This window comes from Testudinibacter sp. P27/CKL/0425, assembly GCF_052931395.1.
The window spans coordinates 2,368,590-2,390,186 of record NZ_CM128801.1 but is presented as its reverse complement, the minus strand read 5'-3'; the positions used below and the strand labels follow the sequence as shown (position 1 = coordinate 2,390,186).

The 21,597-nt window shown below is 48.8% G+C and carries 15 protein-coding genes, 2 pseudogenes and 1 CRISPR repeat array (1 of these 18 cut by a window edge); of the genes and pseudogenes, 12 read left to right on the top strand and 5 right to left on the bottom strand.

Features of this window, described 5'->3' with window-relative positions:
• Window positions 1-496: a CRISPR direct-repeat array (repeat unit 28 nt; unit sequence GTTAGCCATCACACAGATGGCTTAGAAA); it reaches 6,616 nt to the left of the window's first position.
• A gap of 42 nt (window positions 497-538) precedes the next feature.
• A complete protein-coding gene (locus tag ACUHGC_RS11775; RefSeq protein WP_446833474.1) occupies window positions 539-661 on the top strand; it encodes a hypothetical protein in 123 nt (40 codons plus the stop codon).
• Window positions 662-809: 148 nt separating this feature from the next.
• Here the strand turns inward: ACUHGC_RS11775 and ACUHGC_RS11770 are convergent, their stop codons facing one another.
• Complete coding sequence (locus ACUHGC_RS11770; protein ID WP_446833473.1) at window positions 810-1,025, bottom strand: hypothetical protein; 216 nt, start codon at window positions 1,023-1,025, stop codon at window positions 810-812.
• A 322-nt stretch (window positions 1,026-1,347) separates the two neighbouring features.
• Between ACUHGC_RS11770 and ACUHGC_RS11765 the strand changes: the two genes are divergently transcribed.
• Together ACUHGC_RS11765 and ACUHGC_RS11760 are read left to right on the top strand one after the other, a co-directional pair.
• Window positions 1,348-2,175 (top strand): formylglycine-generating enzyme family protein, encoded by an 828-nt coding sequence (locus ACUHGC_RS11765; RefSeq protein WP_446833472.1) that lies wholly within the window; start codon window positions 1,348-1,350, stop codon window positions 2,173-2,175.
• 14 nt (window positions 2,176-2,189) lie between these two features.
• On the top strand, window positions 2,190-3,026 hold the full coding sequence (locus tag ACUHGC_RS11760; RefSeq protein ID WP_446833471.1) for an SDR family oxidoreductase: 837 nt from the start codon (window positions 2,190-2,192) through the stop codon (window positions 3,024-3,026).
• A 237-nt stretch (window positions 3,027-3,263) separates the two neighbouring features.
• Here ACUHGC_RS11760 and ACUHGC_RS11755 read toward each other — a convergent pair.
• Window positions 3,264-3,611: pseudogene (locus tag ACUHGC_RS11755) on the bottom strand (GNAT family N-acetyltransferase); the annotation flags it as partial.
• 303 nt (window positions 3,612-3,914) lie between these two features.
• Entirely contained in the window at window positions 3,915-4,298 is a 384-nt protein-coding gene (gene grcA / locus ACUHGC_RS11750) for an autonomous glycyl radical cofactor GrcA (protein WP_446833470.1), read from the bottom strand.
• Window positions 4,299-4,608: 310 nt separating this feature from the next.
• On the opposite strand from grcA, the gene ung reads away from it, so the two are divergent.
• From ung to pfkA, 5 genes are all read left to right on the top strand, one after another.
• The gene (gene ung / locus ACUHGC_RS11745) at window positions 4,609-5,280 is read left to right on the top strand and encodes a uracil-DNA glycosylase (RefSeq protein WP_446833469.1); all 672 of its coding nucleotides are present in this window, start codon (window positions 4,609-4,611) and stop codon (window positions 5,278-5,280) included.
• Between the two features lie 81 nt (window positions 5,281-5,361).
• Window positions 5,362-6,138, top strand: coding sequence for a peroxide stress protein YaaA (gene yaaA / locus ACUHGC_RS11740; protein ID WP_446833468.1), 777 nt, complete (start codon window positions 5,362-5,364; stop codon window positions 6,136-6,138).
• A 3-nt stretch (window positions 6,139-6,141) separates the two neighbouring features.
• The gene (locus tag ACUHGC_RS11735; protein WP_446833467.1) at window positions 6,142-6,720 is read left to right on the top strand and encodes a hypothetical protein; all 579 of its coding nucleotides are present in this window, start codon (window positions 6,142-6,144) and stop codon (window positions 6,718-6,720) included.
• 15 nt (window positions 6,721-6,735) lie between these two features.
• A complete protein-coding gene (locus tag ACUHGC_RS11730; protein ID WP_446833466.1) occupies window positions 6,736-7,635 on the top strand; it encodes a cation diffusion facilitator family transporter in 900 nt (299 codons plus the stop codon).
• A gap of 165 nt (window positions 7,636-7,800) precedes the next feature.
• The gene (gene pfkA, locus ACUHGC_RS11725) at window positions 7,801-8,766 is read left to right on the top strand and encodes a 6-phosphofructokinase (protein WP_446833465.1); all 966 of its coding nucleotides are present in this window, start codon (window positions 7,801-7,803) and stop codon (window positions 8,764-8,766) included.
• A 163-nt stretch (window positions 8,767-8,929) separates the two neighbouring features.
• Here pfkA and ACUHGC_RS11720 read toward each other — a convergent pair whose 3' ends face one another.
• Window positions 8,930-10,132: a Bcr/CflA family multidrug efflux MFS transporter gene (locus ACUHGC_RS11720; RefSeq protein ID WP_446833464.1), complete on the bottom strand. Its 1,203-nt coding sequence runs from the start codon at window positions 10,130-10,132 to the stop codon at window positions 8,930-8,932.
• A 24-nt stretch (window positions 10,133-10,156) separates the two neighbouring features.
• Entirely contained in the window at window positions 10,157-10,852 is a 696-nt protein-coding gene (rsuA, locus tag ACUHGC_RS11715) for a 16S rRNA pseudouridine(516) synthase RsuA (protein WP_446833463.1), read from the bottom strand.
• Between the two features lie 235 nt (window positions 10,853-11,087).
• On the opposite strand from rsuA, the gene ACUHGC_RS11710 reads away from it, so the two are divergent.
• The 4 genes and pseudogenes from ACUHGC_RS11710 (at window position 11,088) to ACUHGC_RS11695 (ending at window position 21,533) form a co-directional block, all read left to right on the top strand.
• Complete coding sequence (locus ACUHGC_RS11710) at window positions 11,088-13,358, top strand: NADP-dependent malic enzyme (RefSeq protein ID WP_446833462.1); 2,271 nt, start codon at window positions 11,088-11,090, stop codon at window positions 13,356-13,358.
• A 173-nt stretch (window positions 13,359-13,531) separates the two neighbouring features.
• Complete coding sequence (gene sodA / locus ACUHGC_RS11705; protein ID WP_446833461.1) at window positions 13,532-14,176, top strand: superoxide dismutase [Mn]; 645 nt, start codon at window positions 13,532-13,534, stop codon at window positions 14,174-14,176.
• A 195-nt stretch (window positions 14,177-14,371) separates the two neighbouring features.
• Window positions 14,372-14,573: pseudogene (locus tag ACUHGC_RS11700) on the top strand (transposase); the annotation flags it as partial.
• Window positions 14,574-15,044: 471 nt separating this feature from the next.
• Window positions 15,045-21,533 (top strand): YadA-like family protein, encoded by a 6,489-nt coding sequence (locus tag ACUHGC_RS11695; RefSeq protein WP_446833460.1) that lies wholly within the window; start codon window positions 15,045-15,047, stop codon window positions 21,531-21,533.
• The last annotated feature ends 64 nt before the right edge of the window (window positions 21,534-21,597 follow it).

Below are 21,597 nucleotides of genomic sequence, written 5' to 3'. Positions count from 1 at the left end.
ACAGATGGCTTAGAAACGATAGCTTCGCTGGCTTTTTTGATATTGCCTGTTAGCCATCACACAGATGGCTTAGAAATGCTTAAAAAGGGAAGCTTGAAAGGGGTCTACGTTAGCCATCACACAGATGGCTTAGAAAAAACGTTTAAAAACGTGGCGACGGCGTGGCAAGTTAGCCATCACACAGATGGCTTAGAAAACTAATTCGAGCGCTCATAATTAATCCCCTAAGTTAGTCATCACACAGATGGCTTAGAAATTGCGAGATCACTACAATCGAATGCATCATTTGTTAGCCATCACACAGATGGCTTAGAAAATATTGATCTTAATCGTGTAGTAAAAGAACAAGTTAGCCATCACACAGATGGCTTAGAAAGAGGACAGGGAAAACATTCCCGCTCCCTCACCGTTAGCCATCACACAGATGGCTTAGAAATAACTCAATGAGTTAGGCTTATTTGTTAATTTATTAGTCATCGTACAGATGGCTTAGAAATGCCATGCCGATTATGTTCTTACTGAACAAGAGCAAGCACTTATGCCTGAGGTACAACAAAAGCTGGCACAGCAAATCGGTGCAACGCCTACCCGCATTGCCGCCAGCCATATGCCGATTTTATCGCAACCTGATGCCGTGGTAGAAGCCATTTTACAGCAGTGAAATAGGGTATTGTGTTTTATTTAGGCAGAAAAAAGCCTATCTGAAAGCCGCTTTCACAATGAAAGTGCGGTTTTCAGACAGGCATTTAACGCGCCTGCCACATATCCCACAGCAAACCCGCCGCATCCCGCCACAAACGCACGCCGAGTCACGCCAGATAGCAGGCGGCGATTCTCATGATTTCAAACGCCAGCGACAGCATCAGCAGCATCAGCAAGCTGAGGGTGAGTCCGACCAGCGTGTAGAGCGTTTTTTTGAAACCGTAATTCAAGCCGAATTGGAACGCCAACAGCATATTGGAGCCGAGCGTGGCGGAAATAAAAAAAGTGGCCGATACAAACAGCAGCCAGGTTTGGAAAGACATGATGTTCCTTATTTTTTCAGCAAACAGTCTTTCTTGCCGTCACTGCGAAACCGCACTTTGGCGGTGTTTCACTTTATCGTTATTCTATCCGCTCGATATACACCTTATTCCACGCCAGTGGCAGGTTGAAGCTGCAAACCAATTCACTTAAGCTTCAATTTGCCTAACGTCAATTTTGGAAGATAAGTGCGGTTTTAACTTGTGGTCCATTCGCAAATTCGTGAATTTTATTCATAAGTTTATGCAAGTTTACGCGCTTAATCGGCGGCGGCAAACGCGTTACTATTAATTTATTCAAATTTTGCGTTTTTAGGAGAACAGTATGCGTAAGCTAACCGCACTTTTGGCGATAAGCTTTTCCGCTGCGTGCAGTGCCGACACGCCGAATCAGGCAGAGCAGGGTGCTGCGGCGGTGGTTGAAAGGGGGGCGCCGTTTGAAAACGTTCGCAATCGGTTGGGCATGGAGTTTGTAGCCATTCCTGCCGGGCAGTTTGTCATGGGTTCTAACGAAACCGGCGTCGACCGGCGCGAACAACCGGCGCACACAGAAACCATTGCGCGCCCGTTTTATCTGGCGCAACACGAGGTGACGCAGGCCGATTGGGAAAACGTGATGGGTGAAAACCCGTATGTGCGCGACCGCTCCAATCCATATTACAACCTGCCCGGCATGGCCGCTCGGATTACCCGCCCCAACCACCCTGCCACCGTATCGTGGCGTGACGCGCAGGAATTTATCGCCCGCTTAAACGCGCAAGACACACAATACCGCTACCGCCTGCCCACAGAAGCTGAATGGGAATATGCCGCACGCGCAGGCAGCCGCAGCCGCTATTTCTTTGGCGACAGCCGCGCCGATTTGGGGCGTTATGCTTGGTTTGGCGAAGATTTTGCCAGCGGCGGCACGCATCCGGTCGGCCAAAAAGCACCGAATCCGTGGGGCTTGTATGATATTTACGGCAATGCGTGGGAATGGGGGCAAGATGCTTGGCGCGCTGATTACGCTTCCGCCCCCACCGGCGACAAAACCGTGCGCGGCGGCAGTTGGCACAGCACCGCCGGCGGCTGGTACAGTGCATGGCGCAAACCGTATTCCGCCGATTACCGCGGTATCAGCATCGGTTTCAGATTGGTGGCCGAGCCTAAATAAGAGGGGAGTAAGTGATGATGAATAAAGATGTTATCGTAGTTATCGGCGCCGGTGCGATTGCTGTTGCCTGCGCCCGCCGTGTGAGCGTGGGCAAGCGAGTATTGCTGGCGGATGTACGTTTGGAAAATGCTGAAGCCGCTGCGCAGAGCTTGCGTGAGGCGGGGTTTGAATGTCAAACCGTGCAAACCGATGTTGCTGACCGCACTTCGGTGCAAGCATTGGCGGATCTGGCGGGTGCGCTTGGTGAGGTGGTCGGCGTAATTCATTTTGCCGGCGTGTCGCCTTCGCAAGCCACGCCGCAAACCGTGTGCCGAGTCGATTTATACGGTACGGCGCTGGTGTTAGAATTGTTCGGCAATATTATTGCCCGTGGTGGTTCCGCCGTGGTGATCGGTTCGCAATCCAGCGACCGTCTGCCGCCCTTAAGCGTGGAAGAAAACTGCGCCCTTGCCACCACGCCCATCGAAGCGCTGCTCGATTTGTCACTAGTCAAAACCATAGACGACAGCCTGTATGCCTACCAAATCGCCAAACGCGGTAATGCCCTGCGCGTGCAGGCGGAAGCCGTACGCTGGGCGAAACGCGGCGCACGCGTCAACTGCATCAGCCCCGGCATCATCTACACCCCGCTAGCGCTGGCTGAATTAAACAGTAAAACGCGCGGTGCAATGTACCGAACCATGCTTGCCAACAGCCCGGTTGGGCGCGGCGGCAGCCCCGATGAGGTGGCGGCAGTGGCAGAATTGCTGATGGGCAAAGACGGTGGTTTTATCACCGGCAGTGATTTGCTGATGGACGGCGGCGTGAGTGCCGCGTATTGGTATGGCGGGGCGGGTTTGCCGCATAACTAACCGCACTTGCTGAGCATATCTTGGGTGAGAACTGGCGAATAAAGCGTACGTTAAAAAATCGCGCAACGGTTTCCGTTGGATGTGTTGTGAATCAAAATTGATTGAGGCAAGATAGCGCTGAAGTGCGGTTTTTATCGTTGCCCAGTCGTCTTCAATGATCGAAAACCAGGCAGTGTCGCGATTTCGCCCTTTGTAAACCACGGCGTTTCTGAATGTGCCTTCGTGTTGAAAGCCTAACCGTTGTGCGGCATTGCGTGACGGCGCGTTGAGCGCATCACATTTCCATTCATAACGGCGAAAACGCAGTTGATCAAACACATATTGCATCAATAAAAATTGTGCTTCGGTCGCCATTTTGCTGCGTTTTAAGCGATTGGAATATATCACCCAGCCGATTTCGATGCTGCGATTTGCGGTGTCAGCCCGCATGAGGCAGAAAGTGCCGAGCACCGATTGTCGCTGCGGATCCATGATCACATAACAATATAGCCCGTTGGCGGGGGTGAATTGTTGCACCAGCGACCGCACTTGCTGTTCGTTGCGTGGCGGATCAATCGGCAGATAAGTCCAATCTTGCGGATCCATGTGGTTGAGGTAGCAATCGCAAATCAGGGCAAAATGGTTGGCGTAATTTAGCCGTTCGAGCAGGCAACTGCTGCCGTTAAAGCCGCTTGCGTCGGGCAAAGTGGCGGGCGGGTGATCGGCAACGGGATTGCCGATCGGCTGATTGAATGCGTTGTATTGCATGGCGGTGTTCCAATTGTCGATTTTGAATATTGCCACTTTAGCACGAAATTTCAGCCACATTTTTGTCTACTATGCCAAAATGCCTCTATTTTTCAATAAAGGCATTCTTTGTTTATTGTCGATCCGCTTTGATCGGCAATATTACAGACTTTCAGTGAAAGTACGCGCGATAACGTCGCGTTGTTGTTCCGGCGTTAATGAGTTGAAACGCACCGCATAACCTGAAACACGAATGGTTAATTGTGGGTATTTTTCAGGGTTGTTCACCGCATCTTCCAAGGTTTCGCGACGCAATACGTTCACGTTCAAGTGTTGACCGCCTTCAACTTTCACAGTCGGCGCCACGTCAACCGGCAATTCGCGATATTCGATTTGACCTAATTCGTTCACTGCCACAACTTGATCTTCTGCGTAGCCGCCTTTGGCGCACAGGCAGCGCGCTTCGCCTTTGTCGCTGTCCAATAACCAGAAAGAGTTTAATAAATCGTCGTTAGCCGCTTGTGTAATTTGAATACCTTTAATCATAATAGAACTCCAATAATATTATCGTGGGTGGATTAAAATCGTTGCTTAATTGCTCAGAATTTTATCACTTTGGTTGAAACTTTCAAATAAATTTAAGTTTAATTGACCCAGAACAACTCACTATTTCACACGCAAATCTATTTATTTGACCTAGGTCAAATAAATGCCAAAACCCAATGCTGAATATTAACGGATATTTTATTTTGCATTTACATCTTGCTAACAAAATCATCAGCCGAATACAAATAGCCGCTAGGATTTTCACCGCACTTTTTCTATAATTTCCAAAACGGCAATTGAGGGACAAGCAATGAAAACATGGCATGATGCGATCGGGCAGGAAAAAAATGAGCCTTATTTTTTAAATATTATGGCGCAGGTGGAGCAGGCAAAAAAGAGCGGTAAAACCGTTTATCCACCGCACGACGAAGTGTTCACCGCTTTTCGACTGACTGAGTTTAATCGGGTGAAAGTGGTGATTTTAGGGCAAGATCCGTATCACGGCCCGAATCAGGCGCACGGCTTGGCGTTTTCGGTCAAGCCGGGGATCGCGCCACCGCCGTCGTTGCTGAATATGTATAAGGAATTGGCGAGCGATATTGACGGTTTCCAAATTCCGCAACACGGCTATTTAAGCCATTGGGCGGAGCAGGGCGTGCTGCTGCTGAACACGGTGTTGACCGTCGAACGCGGGCAGGCACATTCGCACGCTAAATTCGGCTGGGAAACCTTTACCGACAAGGTAATCAGCCAATTGAATCTGCACCGCGAAAACCTGGTATTTTTGTTGTGGGGCAGCCATGCGCAGAAAAAAGGGCAGTTTATCGATCGCCAGCGCCACAGTGTTTTAACCGCGCCGCATCCGTCGCCGCTGTCGGCGCATCGCGGCTTTTTCGGCTGCCGCCATTTTTCACAAGCCAACGCCTATTTAGCGCAACACGGGCAGGCGGCGATTGATTGGCATTTGCCGTCGACGATTTAAGTAAAAGTGCGGTTCAGGATTAGAGAATTGGCGTGATTCTTGCTATAATCGCGCCCTGTTTACTTCATTCACGGAAGCCCTATGTTAGCAATCATTTCTCCGGCGAAAACGCTGGATTTTCAAACCGAAACGCCTCAATTTGACTTCACCCAACCGACATTAACCGACTACAGTCAGCAGTTGATTGAGGTTTGTCGTGAATTGACGCCGGCGCAAATCGGCTCGTTAATGCACATCAGTGACAAACTGGCGGGGCTGAATGTCGCGCGCTTTGCCGAATGGCAGCCGGAACATCATTCGCAAAATGCCAAAGCGGCGATTTATGCGTTTAAAGGCGATGTCTATACCGGATTGGATGCCGAGAGTTTGACCCGTGATGAGGTGCTGTATGCACAGCAGCATCTGCGAATGCTGTCGGGGCTGTACGGCTTGTTGAAACCGCTGGATTTGATGCAGCCGTACCGCTTGGAAATGGGCACTAAACTGAATAACCCGAAAGGCAAAAATCTGTATGAATTTTGGGGCGAGGTGATCACCGAGCAGCTGCAAACCGCACTTGAGCAGCAACAGGACACTGTTTTAGTCAATCTTGCATCAGATGAATATTACAAGGCGGTGAAACCGCAGGCGTTAAACGCGCGAATTGTGAAGCCGATCTTTTTAGATTTTAAAAACGGCAAGTATAAAGTGATCAGTTTCTACGCCAAAAAAGCGCGCGGTTTGATGTGCCGTTATATGATCCAAAACCGCACTTCGACGGTGGAGGAATTAACGCGCTTCGATTTGGGCGGATATTGGTTCGATGAAGCGCAGTCCAGCGCCGATGAACTGGTGTTTAAACGCGATTCACAGGATTAAACGATGAAAAACAAACGCTATTTTTGGCTGCTGCCGCTGATTATCTGGCTAAGCGGGTGTACGGTTGAGCCGACCGCAATCGAAAACCCGCTGACTTTTCAGCCCGACAGCAAAGTGCGGTTTAACGGAAAAACCTTTCAGCGCGGCAAAACTTTGGATTTGACCGAAATGGTGCGCTATGTGTATAACCCGAACGGCGACACCACATCGCGCGAAAAAGTGACCTTATTTTTCGATAAAAATAAACAGGGGCTGAGTTTACAACAGCGTTTGGAATTGCGCCAGCGCAGCTATCAGCAAAGTGAAAACACCTTGGCGGATCTGAAAATCGATCAGCAGACGCTGTATTCGATGTTGATCTACCGCCCGAGCCGCCAGTTTAGCGATTGGGGTGTGGAACTGAGCAAAGGTAAAAATATCGACCAATGCGGCTTTTTAGAGTTTCAATATCGTTACAGCGTGAACGGCAAAGCGCAGCCAAAAGCGCAGGAAGCGGCGTTTCTGGCGCGCAAAATTTATCCGCGCGCCCGTCAGCATTTAACCCGGTTGCAACAACAACCTTGGCAATGGCAGTGCCAATAATAAAGCGGTGAGAGTATGTATGAAAAGTACGGGCGCTTGGTTCGTCGGGCGTCGATCTTTGCGGTGTGTACCGCACTTAGCCTGATTTTAATCAAAGGCGTTGCATGGTGGCAGACCGGCTCGGTCAGTATGTTAGCGTCGATTATCGACTCGTTGCTTGACCTGCTAGCGTCTTTTACCAGCATGATCATTTTGCGCTTTTCGTTGATGCCTGCCGACGACAACCACTCGTTCGGGCACGGCAAGGCGGAATCGTTGGCGACCTTGATTCAAGGGGCGTTTATTTCCGGCTCGGCGATTTTGCTGTTGCTGCAAGGCGTTGAACGGATTATCAATCCGCAGCCGCTGCAATCGGCAGCGCTTGGCATTGTGGTGACGTTGATCACGCTGATTTTGACATTTGTATTGATTCGTTACCAACGCTATGTGATCAGCAAAACCCAAAGCCCTGCAATTCGTGCCGACAAACTGCATTATGAAACCGATTTACTGATGAATGTGGCGGTATTAGTGTCATTGGGGTTGAGTGCATTTGGCTATCTGTATGCTGACGGCATTTTTGCGCTGCTGATCGCGGCTTATATTCTGCTGAATGCGCTAAAAATGCTGTTTGAAGCGGTTCAACTGCTGCTAGACCGCACTTTGCCTGAAAATGAGATCGACACAATCTGGAAAATTGCCTCCAGCCAAGCAGAAATTATCGGCATTCACGATCTGCGCACCCGCCGATCCGGTGCGATTCGCTTTATTCAGCTGCATTTGGAACTGGACGATAACCTGCCGTTATGGAAAGCGCATCAAATCACTGACAACCTGGAAAACCGGCTGTTGATGGCGTTCCCGATGTCGGACATTATCATTCACCAAGAGCCGACCTCGGTGGTGCAAAAAGAGCAGCAATTACTGAAAAACTGAAGTGTTTTGAGTTTGTCATAAAATCGAAACACAAAATTGATAAAATGTTAAAAGGCGATAAAAATATCACGAAAAAATCATTTTTTTATAGAGACTGAACAAGGGATCGTGTACCCTACACACAACATTATTTTTCAATCAAAATTAAATAGAAGGTAACTCAACATGGTAAAAAAAGTTGCTATTTTAACCAGCGGTGGTGATGCGCCGGGCATGAATGCAGCCATTCGTGGCGTGGTGCGTGCGGCGCTGTGCGAAGGCATGGAAGTTTATGGCGTATATGACGGTTATTTGGGATTATATAATAATAATATCAAGAAATTAGAACGTTTTTCCGTGTCCGACATTATTGGACGCGGGGGTACATTTTTAGGTTCGGCACGTTTCCCGGAATTTAAAGATCCGGCGGTGCGCGCCAAAGCGGTGGAAAATTTGCGCCAACACGGGATTGATTCGTTAGTGGTCATCGGCGGTGACGGTTCTTACATGGGCGCAAAATTGATCACCGAAGAATACGGTTTCCCATGTATCGGCATTCCGGGCACGATCGATAACGACGTCGCCGGCACTGATTACACTATCGGTTTCCAAACCGCACTTGAAACCGCACTGGAAGCGATTGACCGCCTGCGCGACACTTCAAGCTCGCACCAACGCGTTTCGATTATCGAAATCATGGGGCGCCATTGCGGTGATTTAACTTTAGGCGCGGCAATTGCCGGTGGTTGTGAGTTCATCGTAGTGCCGGAGCGTCCGTTTGAGCGCGAAGCGTTGATCAAAAAAGTAGAATACGGCTTTGAGAAAGGTAAACGCCATGCGATCATCGCGATCACCGAACACATCTGTGATGTGAACGAATTAGCAAAAGAAATTGAAGCGCGTGTTAAATTGGAAAGCCGTGCCACCATTTTAGGCCACGTTCAACGCGGCGGCGCACCTTGCGCATTCGACCGCATTCTTGCCTCACGCATGGGCGTTTATGCGGTGGAATTGCTGAAAGAAGGTATCGGTGGACGCTGCATCGGGATCCAAAATGAAAAACTGGTGCACCACGATATTATTGATGCGATTACCAACATGAAACGTCCGTTTAAAGCAGACTGGTTCGAAGCCTCAAGAAAGTTGTATTAATCACTTTGAAATGAGCAAGCCCACCGATGTCGGTGGGTTTTTTTATGGTGATCTTCTACGGTTAAAGTGCGGTACTTCCCCATTCGCTCTTTGTAATGGCATAGTAGACCAATCTGCTTATACATCAGACTCTGATATTACTTATCTCTATTTAACTGTGTACTTATAAGCTGCGATAAGTCAAAAAATAATAACTCAGCACCGAAAGTAGCGTACATAAAAACATCGACAGCAACATCGGCACCGCACTGGTGATTGGCACCAGTGAAATTAAAAAGCCGACCACCGCGCCCATGCCGAAACGAATGGTGCCGGCAAGTGAGTTGGCGGTGCCCGCCACCTGCGGAAAGCGATCTAAAATCGCAGCCATGGCATTCGAACCGATGGTGGAAAGCATGCCGACAAACGCCGAAATACCGAGCGCCATTGGCCAAAAGCCGAAATCAAACAGCGCCACCAGCAGCAGCCAACAACCGGCAAGAAATTGTAGGGTTAAGCCGAAACGCAACATTTTTTCCGCGCCGACTTTCACCACCATGCGCCCGTTAATCGAGGTGAACAGGATCATTACGCTCATATTCATAATGAAAAAATAACCGAAATGTTCGGGAGAGACCTGATAAATATCGATATACACAATCGAGCCGGACGTCAGGAACGAGAACATTCCGGCAAACGAAAATGCCCCCGCTAACACATAACCAACCACCGCTTTAACGCGGATTAGCGAGGCGAAATTGCGCAACACGATGCCCAGATTAAACGGCACGCGTTTTTCGACCGCGTGCGATTCGGGAATTTTCCACCACACCAGCACACAACTTAAAATGCCGAAAAATGCCAACACATAAAAAATCGAGTGCCAATGGAAAAACTTCGCCAGATAACCGCCCATAAACGGCGCAAGCAGTGGCGCAATCATCGACACCAGCATGATCATCGACATCATTTTAGAGAAGTAGTTTTTCGAGAACAGATCACGCAGCAATGCCCCCAACACCACCGCCGGCGCCGCACCGAAGAAGCCTTGAATGAAGCGCAACAGCAGGAAATTTTCAATATTATCGACTTGAGTCAAGAAAAGTGCGGTACCGGCGAACACCAAGGTACCGATCATAATCGGCAGTTTGCGCCCGAAGCTGTCGGCAAAAGGCCCCCATAATAACTGCCCGATGGCAAAGCCGAGGGTAAACAGCGCCAGCGTATTCTGCACCCGCTCCGAATTGACAGCCAAATCTCGGGCAATATCCAAAAACGAAGGCAAATACATATCGATTGCCAGCGGCGGCAGCATTGCCAGAATACCTAAAATTAATACGAATACGGGGCTTTTCTTAATCTGTCTGATTTGTTCTGTTTGTAGCATGAGTTGATCCAGTTGTTGCAACGGCTAGTTAAAGCTGTCAATTTCCATTGGTGTCAAAGTGCGGTATTCGCCTTCGTCCATCTGTTCGTCCAAGACGACCTCACCGATTCGCCAGCGGTGCAGCCCGACGACTTTATTGCCGAGCGCGGCAAACATCCGTTTAACTTGGTGATAACGCCCTTCGCTGATTGTCAGGTTCAGGTTGTAATCGTCTATGATCTCCAATTTGCCCGGCTTGGTCGGCTGTTTCTCGCCGCGCAGTAAAATGCCTTGTTCGACCGCACTTTGATAATTGCCTTCAATCGGATCGGCAAGGGTCACCAAATAGGTTTTTTCACAGTGATATTTCGGTGAGGTAATGCGGTGCGACCATTGTCCGTCATCGGTCAGCAACACCAGCCCGGTGGTGTCTACGTCTAAGCGCCCGACGGCATGCAGTTTGTTTTTTAACGGATAATCAAAAAATTGATAAACCGTCGGGTATTCGCCGTCGTCATGCGAACAGATGTAGCCCTGCGGCTTATACAACATCAAATATTGCCCGCTTTCCAGCCAGTGTAACGGCTCGCCGTCAAACAGAATTTGATCCGCCCGACTGATTTGCGTTGCCCCCGACTTCACCGAGGCACCATTCAGTTCAACCAGCCCGCCACTCAACATTTTAGTCACCTGTGATCGGCTCAACCCCGTTTGTTCTGCTAAAAATTTATCCAAGCGCACAATTTTGAAACCTTTTGATCCATAAACAGTGTATTGTACCTGTTTCAAACCAAAGATACAGGCAGGATTAAATTTTAAAACAAAAAAAATTCTGTGTGCTGTATCACATACTCCTTTATGGGTTTTTAAATTTGTAAAAATAAGGAGTATAATTTCTTCCAATTTTTAACGTTGATAACATTTTATTTCGATAATCTGATCAATTACGTTCACCCATGCCATGAGGAAACCAAGAATGGATAAACAACTACGTCAAGCCGCCCTCGATTTTCACGAATTTCCGGTTCCGGGAAAAATTGAAGTCACTCCGACCAAATCCCTCGCAACACAGCGCGATCTGGCATTAGCCTACTCCCCGGGGGTTGCCGAGCCTTGTTTAGAAATTCAGGCGGATCCTTCCGCTGCCTACCGCTACACCGCCAGAGGCAATCTGGTGGCGGTGATCTCCAACGGCACCGCGGTTTTGGGATTGGGCAATATCGGCGCATTAGCCGGTAAACCGGTGATGGAAGGTAAAGGCGTGTTATTCAAAAAATTCGCCGGTGTCGATGTGTTCGACATTGAAATCGACGAAAAAGATCCGGATAAAATCGTCGACATTATCGCCTCTTTAGAGCCGACTTTCGGCGGGATTAACCTTGAAGACATCAAAGCGCCGGAATGTTTTTATATTGAGCAAAAACTGCGCGAACGCATGAAAATCCCGGTCTTCCACGATGATCAACACGGCACCGCGATTATCTCTGCCGCCGCCGTGATCAACGGTTTGCGGATTGTAAACAAAAAAATCGAAGATGTCCGTTTGGTCGCTTCCGGCGCCGGTGCGGCTTCGATTGCCTGTTTGAACCTGTTGGTTTCACTGGGCATGAAACGCGAAAATATCACGGTTTGCGACTCTAAAGGGGTTATCTACAAAAATCGTGACGATCGCATGGACGAAACCAAAAAACTGTACGCGATTGACGACAACGGCCAACGCACCCTTGCCGATGCCGTGCCAAATTCCGACATTTTCTTAGGCTGTTCGGCTGCCGGGGCATTGACGCAAGAGATGGTAAAAACCATGGGACCAAGCCCGCTGATTTTAGCCCTTGCCAACCCTGAGCCGGAAATCCTGCCGCCGCTTGCCAAAGCTGTTCGTCCGGATGCGATCGTCTGCACCGGCCGTTCCGACTATCCGAACCAGGTGAACAACGTGCTTTGTTTCCCGTTCATTTTCCGCGGCGCGTTGGACGTGAGTGCCACCACCATTAATGAAGAGATGAAACTGGCGGCGGTGTATGCAATTGCCGACCTGGCACTTGCCGAGCAAAGCGAAGTGGTGACTTCCGCGTATGGCGACAGTGCGGAATTGTCGTTTGGTCCGGATTATCTGATTCCAAAACCGTTCGATCCGCGTTTGATCGTGAAAATCGCGCCGGCAGTCGCGAAAGCCGCAATGGACAGCGGCGTCGCCACTCGTCCGATTACCGATTTTGATGCTTACATCGAAAAATTGACCCAATTCGTTTATAAAACCAATCTGTTTATGAAGCCGGTGTTTGCGCAAGCCAAACAAAACAAAAAACGTGTGATCTTAACCGACGGCGAAGAAACCCGCGTATTGCACGCAGTGCAAGAGATCGCCACCTTGGGCATTGCTACGCCGATTCTGTTGGGGCGCACCAATGTGATTGAACAAACAATCAAAAAATTAGGCTTGCACCTTGAACAAGGGCGCGATTTTGAGATCATCGACATTGAAAACAACCCGCATTATGATGCGTGTTGCAGCGCGTATTACCAAAAATTAAAACGCAAAGGCATGACGCTATCCGGCGCAAAACGTAAAATGATGCACAACCCGACCGCACTTGGCACTATGTTGCTGGAATTAGGCATCGGTGATGCAATGCTTTGCGGTTTGGTCGGGCCTTATGCCTCACACCTGGGCTGCATTAAAGAAGTGATCGGCGTAAAAGACGGCTTGATTCCGGCAACCGTCAACGGCTTGGTATTGCCGACCGGCAACTTGTTTATCGCCGATACCTTTGTAAACCAAAACCCGACGGCGGAAGAGCTTGCCAATATCACGATCATGTCCGCTGCGGAAGTACGCCGTTTCGGGATTGAACCGCAAGTCGCACTGGTTTCTCACTCCAACTACGGTTCGATTGATGATCCAAGTGCGGTTAAAATGCGCAAAGTGCTGGAATTGGTTAAACAACAAGCGCCGGATCTGATTATCGACGGGGAAATGCACTGTAACGTGGCGCTCACCGAAAGCCTGCGCAAAGAGATCATGCCTGACAGCCCGCTCAAAGGGGCGGCAAATGTGTTGATCATGCCGAACATGGAAGCGGCGCGTATCAGCTTAAACTTGCTGCAGGGCACCGCAACGCCGATCACCATCGGGCCAATCTTGATGGGCGTTAACAAAGCCGCTCACATTCTGACGCCGGTTTCCTCCGTGCGCCGGATCATCAACATGGTTGCGGTTGCGGCGGTGAATGAGTCGAAAGCCTAACATCACGCACTAATCCCAAAAGAGCAGGATTGTCCTGCTCTTTTTTTAACACAAAATAAACATTTAATGATCTTGATCAATTTTTTTGCTATACTGATCGAGAAAATTCACCCCGCTTTTCCTAACAAAAAGCCTTTAATAGCATTTTTTATTCAACTAATGAGGAGATTAAAATGGCTTATACTCTACCTGAATTACCTTACGCATACGATGCACTAGAACCGCACTTTGACAAAGAAACCATGGAAATTCACCATTCCAAGCACCACCAAGCATACGTTAACAATGCTAACGCGGCGCTGGAAGGATTGAGCGAATTTCAAGACAAGTGCCTGGGCGAACTGATTGCCAACTTGGACAAACTGCCTGCCGACAAACGTACCGCACTTCGCAACAATGCCGGTGGACACGCAAACCACTCACTGTTCTGGAAAGGCCTGAAATTAGGCACAACCTTACAAGGCGCATTGAAAGACGCAATCGTGCGTGATTTCGGTTCGGTGGAAGCGTTCCAAGCTGAATTTGAAAAAGCGGCGGCAACCCGTTTTGGTTCAGGATGGGCATGGTTATTGATCAACGACGGCAAATTGGCGGTTGTTTCCACTGCGAACCAAGATTCCCCGTTAATGGGCAAAGACGTTGCCGGTGTTGAAGGTTACCCAATCTTAGGCTTAGACGTTTGGGAACACGCCTACTACTTGAAATATCAAAACCGTCGCCCGGACTACATCAAAGCCTTCTGGAACGTCGTCAACTGGGACGAAGCCAGCGCCCGCTTTGAAAAGAAATTAGCCGGTTGCGGTTGCCAAGATAAATAATCTTATCAAGATGAAAAAAGCACCCGGATGAGTGCTTTCAGACAGCGGATAAAGGTCTAGACATTTTGCTAGGCCTTTGATCTAATAAGGGTATCAATAAAAGGAATACCCTATGTTAAAAAATCCGCAGCCACACCAACACACCATCGAAACCATCACCCAAGAGCTCGTGCCTCAAGACCACTTAGTGTGCAAAAAGGGGAGAAAGTGATTGCACGACATATTTATCAGGAAAGTGTCGATCAGGAGAATCGAATGAGGCTCACAACGCAAGGCAAGCGCCTTTACCGACGCCAAACAACATCACGGACACCGTTATGCCGGCTTTAGAGGGCTGAGCAAGATGCAAATGCAGTGCTTTTTAGCGGCTATTGCACAAAATATGAAGAAAAACGCTGAATGGTGCGGCTGCTTTTTTTCCTGCTGATGGGCATGATCGCGGGCGCAATCTCATCTGAGTTGAGCGGTCTGAAGTGCGGTTGAAAAACCGCACTTTCATTTTGATCTATTTAATTTTCACTCCAAAATAATTTTTACCTCTCCCGCTCACATTGTCGGCTAAAAAATTAGCCGAAATATGTTTTTATTTACACTTCCTAATTTGTTTTCATCAATCAGTCACAACTTCAACCTGCTTTCCATTTGATTACGCCAACATGACAATACAAGCCAATTTCCTTTTATTTGTAATATCAATTAAATATAAAAATAATTCAGCAATAAAATTATAAGTCATTGTCAATTTAAAATGATGAAATATAATAAACAAAATGTTTTTTATTCTGCGCTGATCGTTTTTTTGTTTTTTAATGCAATGAAATGATTTTAATTTGTTATTTAATGTCAAATGGAGCTTATGGGAGCTAAAATGAATAAGCTATACAAAGTAATTTGGAACAAATCGACACAAACATGGACTGCGGTTTCAGAGTTGGCAAGCGGATATTCCCGCAGTTCGCGTTCCGGCGTGGTGCTTGGCACGTTAGGTTCGGCATTTTTACTTTCGAGCGTTTTGCTGGCGGGCTTTAGCGTTAGCCCTGTCGCTCACGCAGTGAATGCGGTTTGTGTTGATTCAGCCGGAACGGCAGTCGGCACGGCAACAGGAACAAATACAGTGGCGTGTGGTGACGGTGCAAGTGCGGCGGGCACGGGCACTGTTGCGGTCGGCAATGGAGCAAGTGTTACCGGTACAAATTCTATCGTAGTAGGTAAGTCAACTGTAGCCAATACAACACAAGCGATTGCAATCGGTACATCAAACAGCTTAGCAGCCAGTGCCAATTATACATCGGTTGTTGGCAATTCAAATAATGTAGGCGGTAGCTCTCAACAAAGTGCGGTTGTAGGAAATCAAAACACACTAGGAACAGGCAATAACTATGATAATGTGTCAGGTTATAAAAACGTCTTAGGCAACAGCAACACCAATACCGTAATCAACGGTAATGAAAATACACTGGGTAACAGCAATACATTTGACAATATTGCAGGCTATAAAAATACTTTAGGTAATAGTAACCAGCATTCAACCATTCAAGGCAATTCAAATACCGTTGCGGCAAACAATAATAATGTACACGTCAACGGTTCTAGTAATTTAGTGGGGACAATCAGCGCAGCTGCAACAGACAATGTAACTAACACCACAGGCTCCTCAAGCAATTCAACGATCACCGGATTATCAAATCAGATCTTAAAACTCAGTTATGGCAATATTGTCGGCTCATCAAATAAAGTCGGGATCTTGAACCCGGCACAGAACAATGCGGATGCAAGCCGTAATATTCAGCAAACGACTGTGAGCGGCAACAGCAATACGTTATATCGAAATCTAAACGGCGTTACTGTCAGCGGAAACAGCAATACCGTTGGTGACGGCAGTAATTTAGCGGTAACGTCGGTGTTGGTTGACGGATTTAGTAATCGAGTTCAGGGTAATGTGGCTACCAGCACTGTTGAAGGAGCAAACAATGTTGTTGGTGATGGCACAAATAAAATTACAGCTGCAACGGTAAACGGCACACAAAATAATCTTGCTGGCGTGGTAAGCAATACCAGCGTTACCGGTTACAACAATAAAACCCTTGCCGTGGCGGGTGCTAACGGCAACGTGGCTGCGGTTAGCGCGGTTGCTGTTTCAGGCAGTACGAACACCGTAAAATCCAATGTATCCAACAGCACGATTGAGGGTTATAACAATACGTTGGGTGACGGCAAAAATGCGGTAACGCAAACGGTGGTTAATGGTGTAAGCAATACAAAACTTGAAGGAAAATTAACCAGTGTCATTATTACCGGTGCGTCTAACCAAACACTTGCCTCAGCAGGTGATACGCAAGTGGGGATTGCTTCAGTCACTGTAACCGGTGGTTTGAATACCATTAAAGATAATACCACAACCAGCGGTGTAACCGGTTATTCCAATACCTTGGGCGACGGCACAAACAAAGCACAGAATATTACGTTAACCGGCAATAGCAACAATGCACTCGGCACGGTGTCTAATTCGGTGGCGATGGGGCAGGGGAACCGTGTAGGTGAAAGTATCAGAGCGGTCAGCGGCGTGGTTCCCGCCGACACCACTCCAACCACCAACAGCGTTGCCGTCGGGGTGTCAAACGCAATCAGCAGTAGTAGCGTGTACGCTTTCGGTCAGAGCAATACCGCAGAGATTGTTAATTTCCCTGACGGCACAACAGATGCCAATAAACTAATGTATTCAACTTTAGTGGGGCAGGGTAATAGTATCACCAATGTGGCAGCGAGATATTCGGCTGCGGTTGGTGTCGGCAATAGACTTGCAGCAGAAAATACGTTTGTATTAGGGCGAAATGTGAGTGCCAGCATTGCCAACTCGGTTTATTTGGGGAATCAATCGAATGCAACCGCCGCGAAAACAGGCGGCACCGCGGGTGTGGTTACCTATGCCGCTGAAAATCTATTCAACAATGCTCAAAGTTTTGCTGGCGGCACGCCGGTGGGCGTGGTTGCGGTCGGCAATCGTCGGATTCAAGGGGTGTCGGCAGGCTTGGTTGCATCGGGCAGCACCGATGCGGTGAGCGGCAGCCAGTTGTATCGTGCTTTTGAAACCATTAATCGAGATAAAACCCGTTATTTCAGCGTGAATGCGAATAAGATTGACAGTAATAACAACAACTCAAGAAATGACGGTGCAGTAGGCGGCAGTGGTATGGCTATGGGCGTTAATGCCGCGTCGGCAGGCAATTATTCGTCGGCATCAGGCTATAACAGCAAAGCTTACGGCACCAGCAGTTTAGCACAGGGAACAGGCGCTCAAGCCTACGGCACAAATAATACCGCGATCGGTAATGCTGCGTTTGCCGGAGATTCAACCAACACCGCAGGTTCAGTGCGTAAAACCATTGATGAAGCGCAAGCGGCGTTAAATACTGCACGCACCAATTTAGCGACTAAACAAACCGCACTTCGCACCGCACAAACCCAGCTTTCAGCCGCACAGTCCGCTTTGGCTGTTGCGACAACAGATACAGCCAAAACAGCGGCACAAACACAAATTGATACCTATACCGCAACGATTGCGACATTGAACGCTGAAATCACAACCCTGACCAAGGCGGAAACGGATGCTAAAGCGGCACTGAATACGGCAACAACCGCTGCGACGGTGACAGCAACCAATGCAACCGCAGTCGGTTCTGGTGCAACAGCAACCGCACTTCGTGCAACGGCAATTGGTGTGTCTGCAAAAGCAACGGTAGAACATGCCAGTGCGCTTGGTTATAATGCTAATGCCAGAGGCGAATTTGCCACTGCAATCGGAGCAAATTCATCGGCAGTGAAAAGTGCGGTTGCAGTCGGGCAGGCGGCAGCCGGTACGGAAAGCAGTGTGGCGATTGGTGACGGTGCAAGAACCTATCATCAAGCAAACGGCATTGCGATTGGTAAAGGTGCGGTGGCACAGAATGATCGTGTCTCCAGTCGGGTAAAATCACCGAATGCCACGTCGGGGATCTCCATTGGTGCCGGGGCGCTCTCTACGGAAAATGCGATTGATATCGGTCATCGCAACAATCCGACTTACAATGGTGCGAACCATCAAAATTATCGAGGTTCGACAACAGTTGGTACGAACTCATACGGTGGTGCCACTTACAGCACCATTATGGGTACGGGTTCGGTGATTCAAAATAACGGCAGACAAGTGATGCTGAGACCGGCAACATTTTTTGGATTAGTTCCTGAAGTGGTCTTCACCGCGGGTGGTTTTGCGTCCACCATTTCCGGCTCTTGGAACAGTGTTACCGGCACGTCTAATTTTTCCGATAGCACGCCGAAATATTTTGACGGCATGTCGAGCATTATTAACGGGGTGGCAAACAGTTCAGAAGCCAGCAACGGCTCGATTCAGATCGGTGTCGGCAACAGCGTGCGCAACAGTTATTTAAACCTGTATAACCCGACAACCGGTGCAATGTGGTTAGGCGGGCTGTTGGGTGAAGAAAACATTTCTGATCCGCAAAAATTTCTGGGTGAAATTGCCAATCTCGGCGAGTTGGCGTCGGTCAGCACTTTCGGTTCGGGCAACCATGCGGATTATGCGCTGTTTTCAACTTTGAGCGGGGTAGGAAACCGTTTGAGCGGCAGCGAACCAAACGGATTCAACTATTTGAACAACGCGCAGAATATCAGTGACGGCTACAGCACATTCAGTGCCTTTAACTCGTTAAACGGCTATCGCAATATCGGTACGAATATCGATAACACGGTGGTCACAGGGAGCTATAACCGCGTTGAAAATGCTAATGAAAATATCGTAATGGGTAATTTCAACAAGCTGAAAGGGGCGGATGCCGATAATTTGGCTCAACGCAATGTGGTACTCTCATTCCATGACGGGGATGACGGCGCCGCTAATTTTGATGGTTCTGACTCCGAGACTAGATTTAAACGTTCGCCGAAAGAGACCTATTTGGGAACCAATTTGACCAATAACTTTATCAGCGGCAGTAATGTAACCGTGGGCGATAATGTGGATAACGGGGTTGTAATCGGTACCGAAGCTGTTTTAGGTAAAGATGCCGACAACGCGATCGCTATCGGCTACGGCGCTCAAGCCTTGGCAGTGAACACGATTTCAATCGGTTTAGGCAATATTGTACGCGGTGTCGGTTCAAGTGCGATTGGTGATCCGTCGATTATTGACGGCAGCTACAGCTATTCTTACGGATATAACAATGCGGTCGGAAAATCGACCAGCAATGCCTTTATTTTCGGTGGTCGGAATGATCTTGGCGGTGCGGCGGTAACGCGTGATGCTAACGGCGTAATCACCACTGCCGACGGTATTAAAGATGAAACTGATGCGTCTAATTCAGCGATTGTCGGTTATAACAACAGCGTGCAACATCAAAACGTATTCGTGCTGGGTAATCAGGTGAAAAATACTGTTGCAAATTCGGTATTCCTGGGTGATTCTACCGCGTATTTAGCAGATGATAATATGCGAACCAAAGGTATCGCGAAGGATTATCTGAGCTATAAAGTTAACGACACCACAACGTTGGATTTTGCCGGTGGCGAGCAAGTGGTGGGTGTGGTTAGCGTTGGCGGTGGCACGAATGCAGACGGCACGCTGCAAACCCGCCGCATTCAAAATGTTGCGCCCGGTTTGATCGCAGCAAACAGCACCGATACCATTAATGGCAGCCAACTGTTTGCCGTGATGAACAGCGGCTGGAACTTTAGCATTGGTAAAAGCAATGGCACCAATACTAGTGTCAAATACTCAGAGAATGGCGCAATATCCGAAGCCGTGAAGCTCGGTGACACCATTAAATTTATCGCCGGCGATAATATTGACATCTCATCAGATGGACAAGAGATCACCATTAGCGCGAAAGTGATGAAAGGCGACCAAGGCGAAAAAGGTGATACCGGTGCTCAAGGTGAAAAAGGTGACGTTGGAGCCAATGGCAAAGATGGCGTAGACGGTAAAGATGGTACAATCGGTGCTACAGGTGCTACAGGTGCTACAGGTGCTACAGGTGCTACAGGTGCTACAGGTGCTACAGGTGCTACAGGTGCTACAGGTGCTACAGGTGCTACAGGTGCTACAGGTGCTACAGGTGCTACAGGTGCTACAGGTGCTACTGGAGCCACAGGTGCAACCGGAGCTACAGGTGCTACTGGAGCTACAGGTGCGACCGGCGCTACAGGTGATACCGGTGCAATCGGCAATGGCACACCATGGCAGTTAGCAACTGAAGGGGATAAAGAACAATCTCCGGCACAAGATCCGAGCGAAGTCGCAGGGCAAACCGTCACCGTCAACCACGGCAAAAACACCCAAACTTCTGCGATAGCGAAAGATGCGCAAAGCAACTACAGCTATGAAATTGACGTCGTGGGCTTGCCGATGGAGTATTTGGATGCGAGCGGCAACGCCTTGACCAATGTGGGCGGCAATTTCTACAGCTCACAAACCAATGCCGACGGCACTATCACGCTGACACCGGCAACACCGGCGAAAGTGCGGATTGTGAGTGATCAACCAATGCAACTGACCAACGTTGCCAACGGTGCAGTGAATGCCGACTCAACCGATGCGATTAACGGCAGCCAGTTACACGGCACTGCGCAATCGGTGGCGAGCGCACTTGGCGGCGGTTCAACGGTGGATAAAGACGGCAAAGTGACCGCGCCGACCTATACCATCACCGGCACCCAGGGTGGAACAACAACTGCCAACTCAGTGGGCGCGGCATTGAACGCCTTGAATAACGAAGTGATTAAGCCGATCACCTTCGGCGCCGACAGTGGCACTGCTTATGCGGCGACATTGGGCAGCACGGTAAACATTCAGGGCGACGGCAAAAATATCAGCACCGAGTCTGACGGCAAAGGCAATATCAAGGTGAAAATGAGCGATACGCCGACCTTCACCAGTGTGACGGCAAACAGCTACAAAGTAGGTGATAAAACCTATATTAGCAAAGACGGCATCAACGCTAACAGCCAAACGATCAATAACGTCGCAGACGGCGAAATTTCTGCCGACTCGAAGCAAGTGGTCAATGGCAGCCAGTTACATCGCACCAATCAAGCGATCAACAACGTGAGCAACCGAGTTGACGGCTTGGCGAAAGATATTGACGGCGTGGGCGCGACAGCCGCGGCAATGGCAAGCTTGCCACAAGCTTACTTGCCGGGTCATTCAATGGTGGCGGTTGCCGGAGGGGCGCACAAATCGCAAAATGCGGTTGCCTTGGGTGTGTCTCGCATTTCGGATAACGGTAAAGTTATCCTGAAATTGAATGCGTCGCATAACAGCCGTGGTGATTTAACCGGCGGTGTTGGCGTGGGTTATCAGTGGTAATACAGCGTAAACCGCACTTGCCAACAAGTGCGGTTTATATCCGAGCGATTTAACGAACAGGATT

What these genes read in the sequence shown, in the direction of transcription:
- ACUHGC_RS11730 (WP_446833466.1), top strand. Translation starts at nt 6,736, where the DNA reads ATGTATGAAAAGTACGGGCGCTTGGTTCGTCGGGCGTCGATCTTTGCG.
- pfkA (WP_446833465.1), top strand. Translation starts at nt 7,801, where the DNA reads ATGGTAAAAAAAGTTGCTATTTTAACCAGCGGTGGTGATGCGCCGGGC.
- ACUHGC_RS11710 (WP_446833462.1), top strand. Translation starts at nt 11,088, where the DNA reads ATGGATAAACAACTACGTCAAGCCGCCCTCGATTTTCACGAATTTCCG.
- ACUHGC_RS11720 (WP_446833464.1), bottom strand. Translation starts at nt 10,132, where the DNA reads ATGCTACAAACAGAACAAATCAGACAGATTAAGAAAAGCCCCGTATTC.
- ACUHGC_RS11760 (WP_446833471.1), top strand. Translation starts at nt 2,190, where the DNA reads ATGATGAATAAAGATGTTATCGTAGTTATCGGCGCCGGTGCGATTGCT.
- grcA (WP_446833470.1), bottom strand. Translation starts at nt 4,298, where the DNA reads ATGATTAAAGGTATTCAAATTACACAAGCGGCTAACGACGATTTATTA.
- sodA (WP_446833461.1), top strand. Translation starts at nt 13,532, where the DNA reads ATGGCTTATACTCTACCTGAATTACCTTACGCATACGATGCACTAGAA.
- yaaA (WP_446833468.1), top strand. Translation starts at nt 5,362, where the DNA reads ATGTTAGCAATCATTTCTCCGGCGAAAACGCTGGATTTTCAAACCGAA.
- ACUHGC_RS11765 (WP_446833472.1), top strand. Translation starts at nt 1,348, where the DNA reads ATGCGTAAGCTAACCGCACTTTTGGCGATAAGCTTTTCCGCTGCGTGC.
- ACUHGC_RS11775 (WP_446833474.1), top strand. Translation starts at nt 539, where the DNA reads ATGCCTGAGGTACAACAAAAGCTGGCACAGCAAATCGGTGCAACGCCT.
- ACUHGC_RS11695 (WP_446833460.1), top strand. Translation starts at nt 15,045, where the DNA reads ATGAATAAGCTATACAAAGTAATTTGGAACAAATCGACACAAACATGG.
- ung (WP_446833469.1), top strand. Translation starts at nt 4,609, where the DNA reads ATGAAAACATGGCATGATGCGATCGGGCAGGAAAAAAATGAGCCTTAT.
- ACUHGC_RS11735 (WP_446833467.1), top strand. Translation starts at nt 6,142, where the DNA reads ATGAAAAACAAACGCTATTTTTGGCTGCTGCCGCTGATTATCTGGCTA.
- ACUHGC_RS11770 (WP_446833473.1), bottom strand. Translation starts at nt 1,025, where the DNA reads ATGTCTTTCCAAACCTGGCTGCTGTTTGTATCGGCCACTTTTTTTATT.